This is a genomic window from Leifsonia sp. McL0618, assembly GCF_049994905.1.
GTDB lineage: Bacteria > Actinomycetota > Actinomycetes > Actinomycetales > Microbacteriaceae > Diaminobutyricibacter.
The window spans coordinates 2,045,295-2,057,018 of record NZ_CP188258.1 but is presented as its reverse complement, the minus strand read 5'-3'; the positions used below and the strand labels follow the sequence as shown (position 1 = coordinate 2,057,018).

Genomic DNA, 11,724 nt, shown 5'->3' with positions numbered 1-11,724 from the left:
CTGGTGCTTCCCGCATTCGCAGAACGGAGCATCCGCATCGCGACGGAGTGATGCGACAGCATTCATCCCGCGCCGGCGCCGGCGATCAGCTCCGGGCAAGTGCCGGAGGAGGCGGCCGCGGCGACGTATTCGTAGTGCCAGATCTCATTCGCGTAGTTCGCGCAGAGGCCGAATTCAGAACCGAACCGGTTGAGCCAGTCCATTGCGTCAGCAGTCGCGACATCGACCGCTTCTCCCCGGACATGCTTCGACTGGTTGCCTCGCTTGACCCAGCGACTGGCTTCCTCTTCGCTCCCGTACTCGATCACCGCCTGGTCGAAAAGGAACTGCTGGTAGCGCTCGCTGCGCCAACCGTTCGTGAACGTGAACGTGACGTGTCGCTCGGCCGTTTAGCGACCATAAACGCAACTAACGGGTCGGATACTTGCGTTTATGGCCAGTCCCGGAATCGTATGTCGACCGTCGAAACAGATTGTCTTTCCGCCACGAAGATTGTCTGGTTCGGCGCAAGCGGTCGGAGGCTGCCGACCACTCCCCAGCAGCTGCTCGGTCGCAGCCAGCCCCTCATCAGTGCGGTCCGACACCTCACCCTTCGAGCTTGTAGAGTTCGACCTTGTCGACGCGGCCGGTCATCTCTGGGCGCGGCGGCCGGAGCGCTGCGGGTTTCCTGGGCACCGGCAACGTGCCCAGCAGGTGCTTGCCGATCTTGAATGCGGCGGGCCCGGACCTCTTATCGCGCCACCGGTAAATGGTCTGGACCGGTACCTGGAGGTACGCGGCCAGAGCTTCGATGGTGAGCAGAGGTTCGAGGTTCTCGGGCAGTGGGAGACGGCGTTGCGGTGGTCATGCGGGCATCTATGCAGTTGCTTGCCGTTAGTCCGTTTGTGGCGGGACGGCGCCGAAACCACACTTGCCGTTGTTCCGCGGTCACTCACGGTTGAAACTGTCCCGTAAATGCCCGTGCGGCCGAATCTGGCATCAGAAAACCCCGTCACTTCGTTGAAATGACGGGGTTTTTGGTGGATCTGAGGGGACTCGAACCCCTGACCCCCTGCATGCCATGCAGGTGCGCTACCAGCTGCGCCACAGACCCAGAATGCTGTTTACGATCGCTCGGAAACAACCTCCTCAGAGTACTACATTCGGCGCGCACGTAAAAACCGAGCGCACCGCTAAGGCGTCTGGGGACTACTCCGCCGACTCGTGGACGGGGAGCTCGAGAGGAACGACGGGGCAGTCCTTCCAGAGGCGCTCCAGGGCGTAGTACATGCGATCCTCTTCGTGGAAGACGTGCACGACGAGGTCGCCGAAATCGAGCAGGATCCAGCGGCCTTCGGCTTTGCCCTCGCGCCTCAGGGTACGGACTCCGGCCTCGTTGAGCTTGTCTTCGACCTCGCTCGCGATGGCGACGACGTTGCGCTCGGAGCGACCGGTCGCCAGAAGGAAGATGTCGGCGAGTGGCAGCGGGTTCGACACGTCGAGCGCGACCAGATCGTCCCCACCTTTCGAGTCGGCTGCACGTGCAGCGACCTGCAGGATCTCGATGGAGCGTTCGGAGGCGGTCATGCGCGGGCCGCCGGGACAACGAAACGAGTGACGAAAATGATCAGAAGACCTTCAGGATGTAGCCGGCGACGAGGAGTCCGACGACTCCGATGGCCAGGACGGCCGCCGTGATGGACAAAACGACGGGGAGACGCCCACCGCGCTTCTTGGGTGGAGTGATGACTCCGCGGGTCGACGTGTGGGTGCTCACTGCGCGCGACGCGCGGATCGGAGCGACGTCGGAGGTGTTGAACTCGTCCCCGTCCTGCTCGAACATCCTGTCCATGTCGGAGGTGTCGTAGCGATCGGGATGTTGTCCCGTCGATCCGAGACCACGGGGCAGGTCGATCGAACCAGTAACGAGGATTTCACCCGTGCTGGTCAGCGGACCCGTTGCGTCAGGCGCCGAAGGTACGACCGGCAGGATGAGGGCGTTCGTCGTCGTCGCGGCTCCGGACGCCCCGACACTGCGCGACAGAACCTGGTCGAACTGCTGGTTCTTGTCGTCGAGGTCGCCCGCAGTCGACCAGTGACCGACCGGCGGCTGGTAGGGCTGGCGTGACGACTCATCGACCGTTGCGCTCTGCGATGCTGGTGCGACGGGCGATGATGCCTGAGCCGCGGGAGCAACCGGCGTGAAAGCCGGTGGCGCCGGGGGGGCCGGCTCGACAGGCTGCGCGGCAGCAGGCAGGACCAGCGGCAGACCGAAGCTCATACTCTGTTCACGACGCGGCTCGTCGCGGACCGGCGCCTCGGTCGCCTGCGCTTCTGCATCCGGATCGGCGCCCGTAGGCGTCAGCGGTGCGAACGGCCACGCTGATGGAGCGGCGGGCTGCTGGGCGATCGGGAGGGCGGATGCGGATGCCCCTGGAATGTCTTCGGGCTCGGCTTGCGGCGGGTTCTGCGCAAACAGGGCGGCGAGAGGATCGGCGATCTGGGGCGTTTCGGCCGGCGCGGGCGGAGGAGTGAACGCGCGAGTCACAGGTGCGGACTGCTCTTCCACACCTTCGCGGCCTCCGGCGAACTGGTTCGCCTCCTCTGCCTGAAGCATCGCGCGAAGTTCACGACGCGTGAGAGTGCGCTCGGGCACCCAATCGGAGTCGCCGACCGGCGGATTCGTGACCGGCGGAGTCGAGGGCAACTCGGAAGCGGGAACAAGCGCGACCGGGGTCGTGACCGGCTCCACCGAATCCGTCGCGGGCATATCCCGGAAGAGAGGCGACTGCTGCGACGGCTGAGCGTCGGGCTGTGTCTGCTCCGGCTCCTGGGTCAGGATCGCGTCGAACGACGCGCCATAGGCGGGCAGGTTCGGGCGAGCGGGAGGAGCACTCGGCTCGCCGAACGGGGTCGGCGCCGCCTGCCCTCCGGCCGCAGCCGTGTCACGACCGGACGCGAAGACGAACGGTGTCGTGACCGCCGGGATCTCCCCGGCGGGGGTCGGTTCAACGGTGGCCGCCCGACGGGACGAGGCCGGCGCAGTTTCTGCGGGAGCTTGCAAGCGCTCCTGTTCCCGGGCCTGTCGCCGTGTCTGTGGCGGCTGGTCTTGCCACAAAGTCATGCCACACTCCGATACAGATGGTGTTTGGAGATGTACTGAACAACACCGTCAGGTACGAGATACCAGACGGGGAATCCCCTGCTCACCCGGCTCCGACAGTCGGTTGACGAGATTGCCAAGGCCGGAACCTCCAACAAGCTTACGTCCTGGTTTGGCAATCCTGAAATGGTCAGGTCATGTCCCGGGCGACTCACAGCGACGAAATGCGCGAGCGCCCACAGCTCGTTCACGTCGCGCCAGCTGAGGATCTGCGCGATCGCGTCGGCCCCGGTGATGAAGAACAGCTCGGCTTCCGGGCGGGACCGGTGGATGTCGGAGAGCGTGTCGATCGTGTAGGTCGGCCCCTCGCGATCGATATCGACGCGGCTCACCGTGAAGCGCGGGTTCGATGCGGTTGCGATCACCGTCATCAGATACCGGTGCTCGCCCGTCGACACGGCACCCTTCTGCCACGGTTGACCGGTCGGCACGAAGATGACCTCGTCGAGGTCGAACGACTGGGCGACTTCACTCGCTGCCACGAGGTGCCCATGGTGGATCGGATCGAACGTTCCACCCATCACGCCGATGCGTGGGCGGCGCTTCTCCGGCAGTACCATGCGATCCGGGTTCAGCGCCCGGACTCGGTGGGATGCGCGGACTCGGTCGGGTGCCCGGTGCCGTGGTGGGTCGCGCCCGGCGCGGTCGCGTGCTCGGCTGCGTGCGGCCCGGTGCGGTGGCTGTGACGGTTGGCGACATCACGATAGGTCCAGATGACGAAAGCCAGGACCGCGAAGATGATGATGGCGGTGAGGCCGAACCCCCACGGCGGCATGAAAAGCTGAGTCGTGGGCTCAGTCTGGGCCAGAAGGGCCGTCGCGAATGACATCGTGGTTGTTCCTTTCCTCGGCGCGAACGCCACCCCACAGTCTAGTGCGCCAACACTCCCAGTCCTGGCATAGTGCCCGCCCAGCCGCGTGTCAGCGGCGGCTCAGGCGCGGGTTTGACCTGATCCGCGCACGAGCCACTTGGTGCTGGTGAGCTCGGGCAGACCCATCGGACCGCGCGCGTGGAGCTTCTGCGTCGAGATCCCGACTTCTGCACCGAACCCGAATTCGCCCCCGTCGCTGAAACGCGTCGACGCATTGACCATGACCACGGCTGAGTCGACTTCGGCAAGGAATCGTTCTGCGTTCTGCAGGTCGTTGGTGATGATCGACTCGGTGTGCTGGGTCGAATACCGGCGGATGTGCGCCATGGCCTCGTCGATCGTGTCAACCACTTTCACCGAGACATCCAGGCTCATGTGCTCCGTCGACCAGTCTTCGTCGACTGCGGCGACGGCGAACGGCAGGATGGCGCGTGCCCGCTCATCCGCGTGGATGGTCACACCCGATTCGCCCAGTCTGTCGGCGATCAGCGGAAGGAGCCGGTCTGCGGCTGCGGCGTGGACGAGAACGGTCTCGACCGCGTTGCACACGCTCGGCCGCTGCACCTTGGCGTTGTGCACGATCTCGACCGCCCAGTCGTTTCGGGCGGATTCGTCGAGGAAGATGTGCACGACGCCCGCACCCGTCTCGATCACCGGCACCGTGGACTCGAGGACGACCGTCGAGATCAGCTCGGCGCTCCCCCGCGGAATGAGCACGTCGACGAGACCACGAGCTTTCATGAGCTCCGTCGCGCCCTCCCGGCCGAATTCGTCGATCGTCTGCACGGACTCCGCCGGCAGCCCGGCGGACGCCAGGGCGGACCGGATCACATCGACGAGCACGCGATTGGTGTTGATGGCCGCGCTTCCTCCGCGGAGGACTGCGGCGTTGCCGCTCTTGAGTGCCAGCGCAGCGATGTCGACGGTCACGTTCGGCCGCGCCTCATAGATCGCCCCGACCACCCCGAACGGAACACGCACCTGGGTGATCTGCACACCGTTGGGCAGAGCGCTGCCGCGAACCGCCTGACCGACCGGGTCGGTGAGCGCACTGACCTCGAGCACTGCATCCGCCAGGCCGTCGAGGCGCGCCTCGGTCAGCGTGAGCCGGTCGATAAGACCGGCCGAGAGACCGTTCTCACGTCCGTTCGCGAGATCGAGCTCGTTCGCTTCAAGGACGTCACGCGCCGACGCCCGGATTCCGGATGCGATGGCCGTCAGGCCGACGTCTTTCTGCGCCGTCGTCGCCGTCGCGAGCACGATCGATGCCGCCTTGGCAGCGGTGAGCTTGTCGAAGAGAGTTGCGCGGTCCAGCGTGGTCTCAGCCATGGGACAAGCTTACTGAAGCGTTCGATCCTGCTGGGCTGGCGCGAACCAGGTGCCGACGGCTTCGCCGCGGAGCGCATCCCTGACCATGGTGGTCGCCGTGAGGATGACCGCCGTGCCTTCCTCTGCGGCCTGGCGTGCAGCGGAGACCTTGGTCAGCGCACCACCGGTTCCGAGCCCCGAGAGACCGGTCGACCCGATCTCGACTCCCTCGAGCGGGTCGTCGAAGGCGACCTCATCGATGCGCACGGCACCGGGATCGTGCGGCGGCTTGGTGTAGAGCGCGTCGACGTCGGAGAGCAGGACGAGCAGGTCGGCCTTGACGAGGAGGGCGACGAGAGCCGCCAGGCGGTCGTTGTCGCCGAATCGGATCTCGTGGGTCGCGACGGTGTCGTTCTCATTGACGATGGGCAGGATGCGCAGGTCGAGCAGGCGTTCCATGGCGCGTTGTGCATTGACCCGGTGCGTCGGGGTCTCCATGTCACCCGCAGTCAGCAGAACCTGGCCCGCGACGATGTCGTAACGGTCGAGGCTGTCCTGGTAGCGGTAGATGAGCACGTTCTGGCCGACGGCCGCTGCCGCCTGCTGGGTGGCCAGGTCGGTCGGCCGGGAATCGAGCGCCAGGTACGGCATGCCGGTCGCGATCGCGCCCGAGGAGACCAGGATGACCTGGGTGCCCCGCCCGTGCGCTTCCGCGAGGGCATCGACGAGCGGCGCGATCTGTCCCGCGTTGTCACCGCTGATGGACGATGAGCCCACCTTCACGACGACGCGTCTCGCGGCGGGAACCTGGCTGCGATCCGCGATCGTCATTCCGGGTCGGTCTCCTCGCGTGAGATTTCAAAGCCTTCGTCATCGTGCCAGAGGCCCGCGTCGCGCTCCCGGAGGAGTTCCGCACGCGCTTCGGCTTTCGCGTCCATGCGCTCGAAGTACTCTTCACGGCGCTGGTTGCGCGTCGGTCGGCTGCTGGCATCGAGGCGGGCATCCGTTCCGCGTGGCGCGGTGAGCAATTCGGCGGTCGACGTCAGCGTCGGCTCCCAGTCGAAGACCACGCCGTTGTCGTGCCCGATGACGACTGTCGATCCGGCCACGGCGCCTGCCTTGAACAGCTCGTCTTCGACGCCCAGCTTCGCCAGGCGGTCCGCCAGGAAGCCAACCGCCTCGTCGTTTGCGAAGTCCGTCTGGGCGACCCAGCGTTCGGGTTTCGCTCCGAGGATGCGGTAGACGTTGCCGAACGAGCCGCCCTCGACCCGCACCACGAAGCCGCCCTCGTCGACCGGCTTCGGGCGGATGACGATGCGGGGCCTGATCAGTTCGGCGGCGGCGGCCTCTGCGCGAGCCCTCTCGACGACCTCGGCTAGGGCGAACGACAGCGGACGAAGCCCTTCGTGGCTCACGGTGGAGATCTCGAACACGCGGTAGCCGCGCGATTCGAGCTCCGGACGCACGAAGTCGGCCAGCTCGCGAGCATCGGGAACGTCGACCTTGTTGAGGGCGATCAGCTGTGGGCGTTCCAGGAGTGGCACCTGACCGTCAGGCACCGGGTACGCGGCCAGCTCGGCGAGGATGACGTCGAGGTCGGTGAGCGGGTCCCGGCCGGGCTCGAGGGTCGCACAGTCGAGCACATGCAGCAACGCGCTGCAACGCTCGACATGGCGCAGGAATTCGAGGCCGAGGCCCTTGCCTTCGCTCGCTCCTTCGATGAGTCCGGGGACATCCGCCACCGTGTACCGCACCTCGCCGGCCTGAACCACACCGAGGTTCGGGTGAAGGGTCGTGAAAGGGTAGTCGGCGATCTTCGGCTTCGCTGCCGAAATCGCAGCCACGAGGCTCGACTTGCCGGCGGACGGGTAGCCGACGAGGGCGATGTCGGCGACAGTCTTCAACTCGAGGTTGACGTCGCCCTCCCAGCCCGGAGTACCGAGCAGGGCGAAGCCGGGAGCCTTGCGTTTGGTCGACGCGAGCGCGGCGTTGCCGAGACCGCCCTGGCCTCCCGGGGCGACGACGAAGCGCATGCCGGGCTCGTTCATGTCGACGAGCTCGTTGCCCTCAACGTCTTTGACGACCGTGCCGAGCGGAACGGGCAATTCGAGTTCTTCACCCGTGTGGCCGCTGCGGTGGTCGCCCATGCCGAAGCCGCCGTTGTCGGACGAGCGGTGGGGATTGCGGTGATAGCCGAGCAGCGTCGTGACCTGGGGGTCCGCCACCAGAACGATGTCGCCGCCGTTGCCGCCGTTGCCTCCATCAGGCCCGGCCAGAGGTTTGAACTTCTCGCGACGAACCGAGACACACCCGTTACCGCCGTTACCGGCGCGCAGGTGCAACGTCACGTGATCCACGAACGTTGCCATCGATACTCCAGGTGCGCTTGTTTGCTAGGGACTACGGTACTGCGTGGCGAGGATTCGCCGTGGGCCTCAAACACGGATGGGCGAGCCGAAGCTCGCCCATCCGAAAAGCCGTGTGTGTCTGGTGCTGGTTAGGCGTCGACCACGATGTTGACGACCTTGCGGCCGCCCTTGTTGCCGAACTCGACCGCACCGGCGGCGAGGGCGAAGAGGGTGTCGTCGCCGCCACGGCCGACGTTCACGCCGGGGTGAAAGTGGGTGCCGCGCTGGCGGACGATGATCTCGCCGGCGCTGACGACCTGGCCACCGAAGCGCTTCACGCCGAGGCGCTGGGCGTTCGAGTCACGGCCGTTGCGAGTGGAGCTCGCTCCCTTTTTATGTGCCATCTGCTTCTTCTCCTAAGCCTTGTGTCGGCGCTACGCGATGCCGGTGATCTTGACGCGCGTGAGCTCCTGACGGTGGCCCTGGCGCTTCTTGTAGCCGGTCTTGTTCTTGAACTTCTGGATGACGATCTTCGGGCCGCGGAGGTCTCCGAGGACCTCGGCGGTGACCTTCACCTTGGCGAGCGACTTTGCGTCGGAGGTGATCTTGTCACCGTCAACAAGCAGCACAGCAGCCAGCTCGACGTTGCCGTCCTTGTCGGCCTTGATGCGGTCCATCGTCACGATGGTGCCGACCTCGACCTTTTCTTGCCGACCACCGGCGCGCACAACTGCGTAAACCACTTTTACGTACCTTTTCTCTGGGGATCCGCACCCGCGCTTCGAAAAGCTGCTGTTGCAGTTCCTGCTTTATCTTCAGGGAGTCACTGGTGAGACTGGAGTCCCGCTTTCGGCGCTCCACCTCTCAGAAAACCATGGCAAACGTGCGGGCTATGCCCAACACACACCAACGGTCAACTTTAGCTGATGGGTCCTTCCCGGTCAATTCGCGGCGCGGCGCGGACCCAGGTCCACGCTTTCGGGAACGGCCGGTTCCTACAATCATCCTATGACGGTGCTGATCGATCCCCCTGCGTGGCCTGCGCACGGCACGCTGTGGTCGCACGTGGTGAGCGACGAGTCTCTCAGCGAACTGCACGATTTCGCCGCCGCGAACGGCATCCGGTCGCGCGCGTTCGACCTCGACCACTATGACGTTCCGGCGGAGATGTACGACCAGCTCGTGAACGCCGGGGCGAGCGCCGTGACCGGCAAGGAGCTGGTCAGACGCCTGCGGGCCAGTGGACTCCGGATCCCGGCGAAGGACCGCGCAGCCCACCGGCCGCAGGGCTGATCAGTCTTCGGGCTCGGTACGCGTGACCTCGGACGCGATGACCCCGCCCGACAGCGATGCCGTGGTCACCCGACGGTTGCGGCTGCGACCCTGGCCCGGCTGCTTCGGCTGGGGCAGGGCGTCGAGTACAGAGTCCAGCAGCTGCTCGGCATCCTTCGCCTTCACACGGCGATTGTTCTTCGGCGCCGTGGTGACAGGAATGTCGAGGATCGCAACGGTCTCCGACGATTCGGCGGGAGGCGCTGCCGCTTCGACGGTGTCCGCGGCCGCACCGACGGATGCCGGGGTCTCCAGCTCGCCGGACGCTTCGTCGACAGGCGGGGCGACATGCTTGCCGTGAACCGTCTCGTCGGTGCCCTCGACGCTAGGCGCAGCATCCGCGCCGTGCTCGTCGTGTGCGTGGGCGAGGATCGTGCTCGCGGCGATCTGGGCGAGTGCGTTCTTCGCGTCATCGGTGATGGCGTGGGTCGCGCCGTTAGTCGTCGACGGCGCAGAACCGCCGCCGGCGTTCTGCTGGCCACCCTGCTGGCCGCCGCGGCCGCGGCGACGCTCGGTCGGCGCCTGCTGCGGCGGACGGTGTTTGACCACCGGCTCGTGGTGAACGATCACTCCGCGTCCGGCACAGACCTCGCATGGCTCGCTGAACGTCTCGAGCAGGCCGAGGCCGAGCTTCTTGCGTGTCATCTGCACGAGTCCGAGCGAGGTGACCTCGGCGACCTGGTGCTTCGTGCGGTCGCGGCTCAGGCATTCGATCAGACGACGGAGCACGAGGTCGCGGTTGGTCTCGAGGACCATATCGATGAAGTCGACGACGATGATCCCGCCGATGTCGCGCAGGCGAAGCTGGCGGACGATCTCTTCAGCGGCCTCGAGATTGTTCTTCGTGACCGTCTCTTCGAGGTTTCCGCCCGACCCGACGAACTTGCCCGTATTCACATCGACGACCGTCATGGCCTCGGTGCGGTCGATGACCAGCGAGCCGCCCGACGGCAGCCACACCTTGCGGTCGAGCGCCTTCTCGATCTGCTCGCTGATGCGGAACTCGTCGAATGCGTCACGGTCGCCCTTGTATGGCTCGACCCGGTCGAGCAGGTCGGGTGCCACCTGGCGGAGGTAGCTCTCGATGGTCTGGCGCGCGTCGTCGCCGGCGATGATGAGCTTCTGGAAATCCTCGTTGAAGACGTCGCGCACGATCTTGATGAGCAGGTCGGGCTCGCTGTGGAGGAGGGCAGGCGCCTGCACAGACTCGACCTGCTTGCTGATGTCGGCCCACTGTGCGGTGAGCCTGGTGACGTCGAGCGTCAGCTGCTCCTCGGTCGCACCTTCGGCCGCCGTGCGCACGATCACGCCGACGTTCTCGGGGAGCACGTCCTTGAGGATTTTCTTGAGACGGGCGCGCTCCGTGTCGGGCAGCTTGCGGCTGATGCCGTTCATCGAACCGTTCGGCACATACACGAGGTAGCGGCCGGGCAGTGATACCTGGCTGGTCAGCCGAGCGCCCTTGTGACCGACGGGGTCTTTGGTGACCTGCACGAGGACCCGGTCGCCCGGCTTGAGCGCGAGTTCGATGCGACGCGGCTGGTTACCGGTCTCGGCAGCCTCCCAGTCGACTTCGCCGGAATAGAGCACCGCGTTGCGGCCTCGGCCGATGTCGACGAACGCCGCCTCCATGCTCGGGAGCACGTTCTGCACGCGACCGAGGTAGACGTTGCCGATCAGCGATGCTTCCTGCGACCTTGCCACGTAGTGCTCAACGAGCACCTTGTCTTCGAGAACGCCGATCTGGATACGGCCGTTCTTCGAGCGGACGATCATCTGGCGGTCGACGGACTCGCGGCGTGCGAGGAACTCGGCCTCGGTGATGACCGGCCGGCGACGGCCGGCGTCGCGGCCGTCACGGCGGCGCTGCTTCTTGGCCTCGAGCCTGGTCGAACCCTTGACCCGCTGCGGCTCAGTGATCAGTTCGGGCTCGCGCGGCGTGCGTACCTTGACGACCGTGTTCGCAGGGTCGTCCGATCCGGGTCGGCCTTCGTCGCCCGGGCGTCGTCGCGCGCGACGGCGCACCGTGCTGGCCTCTTCTCCGTCGCCGTCCCGGTTGTTACGGGGCAGCGGCGGAAGCGGCTTGATGTCCGGTGCCTGGAACAGGATGGCAGTCGCGGGGCGCTGCAGCGGCGCCGGCGGGCTGTCGACGACCTGCGCGGCGGACTTCTGGGCTGCTGGCTCCTCGGCGTCGGGCGTCTCAGTGTCAGGCATGTCAGTGTCAGGGGTCTTGTCCACGGGAGCCTCCAGGGGGGCCTCGTCTACGGGCGCCTCGACCGGTGAGGCTGAATTCACCGGCTCGGCAACGGTTACTGAGCGGGTGCCCGCAGCGGCGGCGCTCCCGGTTTTCGCCGAGGCCTCGGCCGGGGCATCGGTCACAGCCTGCGGCTCGTCGATGGGGATCGAAGTCTTCTTCGACGACTTACGTGCCCCAAAGAGTCGCGTGCGCTTCCTCGATCCCGTCTCAGCGGATCCATCCGCCCCATTTGCCTGCGTGTTTTCGGTATTTTCGTTTTCCACCATCTCTGGTGCACTCCTCAACCGGGTGGGCGACCGCGCCACCTGCCCGGGTACTCTCCAGAGCGGAAACCACGCTGAGCGCCGTTTCCGCCAATCCTTTACACGTGCGACCGGCTCTTGGCTCTGATCACACTGTCTCAATGTCTGACTGTCGGTCACTCTGACCGACCACTGCTGGGCGTATCGACGCCCAAAAAGCCTTC

General features: G+C 66.0%; 12 protein-coding genes, 1 tRNA gene and 1 pseudogene. 1 reads left to right on the top strand and 13 read right to left on the bottom strand.

Translation table 11 applies throughout. From position 1 onward, the window contains the following. Positions 1 to 62 precede the first annotated feature (62 nt). The 12 genes and pseudogenes from ACPPVQ_RS09880 to rplU form a co-directional block, all read right to left on the bottom strand. Positions 63 to 368, bottom strand: a pseudogene (locus ACPPVQ_RS09880) (D-alanyl-D-alanine carboxypeptidase family protein); the annotation flags it as partial. A 217-nt stretch (positions 369 to 585) separates the two neighbouring features. After that, positions 586 to 792 (bottom strand): helix-turn-helix domain-containing protein, encoded by a 207-nt coding sequence (locus ACPPVQ_RS09875; RefSeq protein ID WP_426521211.1) that lies wholly within the window; start codon positions 790 to 792, stop codon positions 586 to 588. Positions 793 to 1,017: 225 nt separating this feature from the next. Further along, a tRNA-Ala gene (locus ACPPVQ_RS09870) sits at positions 1,018 to 1,093 on the bottom strand. A 95-nt stretch (positions 1,094 to 1,188) separates the two neighbouring features. Then, positions 1,189 to 1,566 carry a ribosome silencing factor gene (rsfS, locus tag ACPPVQ_RS09865; protein ID WP_426521068.1) on the bottom strand — a complete coding sequence of 126 codons (378 nt, stop codon included), beginning with the start codon at positions 1,564 to 1,566 and terminating at the stop codon, positions 1,189 to 1,191. A 40-nt stretch (positions 1,567 to 1,606) separates the two neighbouring features. Further along, positions 1,607 to 3,043 carry a hypothetical protein gene (locus ACPPVQ_RS09860; protein WP_426521066.1) on the bottom strand — a complete coding sequence of 479 codons (1,437 nt, stop codon included), beginning with the start codon at positions 3,041 to 3,043 and terminating at the stop codon, positions 1,607 to 1,609. A 56-nt stretch (positions 3,044 to 3,099) separates the two neighbouring features. Beyond that, the gene (gene nadD, locus ACPPVQ_RS09855; protein ID WP_426521064.1) at positions 3,100 to 3,702 is read right to left on the bottom strand and encodes a nicotinate-nucleotide adenylyltransferase; all 603 of its coding nucleotides are present in this window, start codon (positions 3,700 to 3,702) and stop codon (positions 3,100 to 3,102) included. 11 nt (positions 3,703 to 3,713) lie between these two features. Further along, complete coding sequence (locus ACPPVQ_RS09850; RefSeq protein WP_426521062.1) at positions 3,714 to 3,971, bottom strand: hypothetical protein; 258 nt, start codon at positions 3,969 to 3,971, stop codon at positions 3,714 to 3,716. A gap of 102 nt (positions 3,972 to 4,073) precedes the next feature. Next, positions 4,074 to 5,342: a glutamate-5-semialdehyde dehydrogenase gene (locus tag ACPPVQ_RS09845; RefSeq protein ID WP_426521060.1), complete on the bottom strand. Its 1,269-nt coding sequence runs from the start codon at positions 5,340 to 5,342 to the stop codon at positions 4,074 to 4,076. 9 nt (positions 5,343 to 5,351) lie between these two features. Then, entirely contained in the window at positions 5,352 to 6,152 is an 801-nt protein-coding gene (gene proB, locus ACPPVQ_RS09840) for a glutamate 5-kinase (RefSeq protein ID WP_426521058.1), read from the bottom strand. Continuing rightward, positions 6,149 to 7,690 carry a GTPase ObgE gene (gene obgE / locus ACPPVQ_RS09835; protein ID WP_426521056.1) on the bottom strand — a complete coding sequence of 514 codons (1,542 nt, stop codon included), beginning with the start codon at positions 7,688 to 7,690 and terminating at the stop codon, positions 6,149 to 6,151. The genes proB and obgE overlap by 4 nt, the downstream gene beginning before the upstream one ends. Before the next feature lie 128 nt (positions 7,691 to 7,818). After that, positions 7,819 to 8,073, bottom strand: a complete 255-nt coding sequence (gene rpmA / locus ACPPVQ_RS09830; RefSeq protein ID WP_163289946.1) for a 50S ribosomal protein L27 — start codon at positions 8,071 to 8,073, stop codon at positions 7,819 to 7,821. A gap of 30 nt (positions 8,074 to 8,103) precedes the next feature. Continuing rightward, the gene (rplU, locus tag ACPPVQ_RS09825; RefSeq protein WP_163289947.1) at positions 8,104 to 8,412 is read right to left on the bottom strand and encodes a 50S ribosomal protein L21; all 309 of its coding nucleotides are present in this window, start codon (positions 8,410 to 8,412) and stop codon (positions 8,104 to 8,106) included. Between the two features lie 265 nt (positions 8,413 to 8,677). On the opposite strand from rplU, the gene ACPPVQ_RS09820 reads away from it, so the two are divergent. Next, positions 8,678 to 8,962 carry a DUF4031 domain-containing protein gene (locus tag ACPPVQ_RS09820; RefSeq protein WP_426521053.1) on the top strand — a complete coding sequence of 95 codons (285 nt, stop codon included), beginning with the start codon at positions 8,678 to 8,680 and terminating at the stop codon, positions 8,960 to 8,962. Here ACPPVQ_RS09820 and ACPPVQ_RS09815 read toward each other — a convergent pair whose 3' ends face one another. Beyond that, positions 8,963 to 11,524 carry an Rne/Rng family ribonuclease gene (locus ACPPVQ_RS09815; RefSeq protein WP_426521051.1) on the bottom strand — a complete coding sequence of 854 codons (2,562 nt, stop codon included), beginning with the start codon at positions 11,522 to 11,524 and terminating at the stop codon, positions 8,963 to 8,965. Between the last annotated feature and the right edge of the window lie 200 nt (positions 11,525 to 11,724).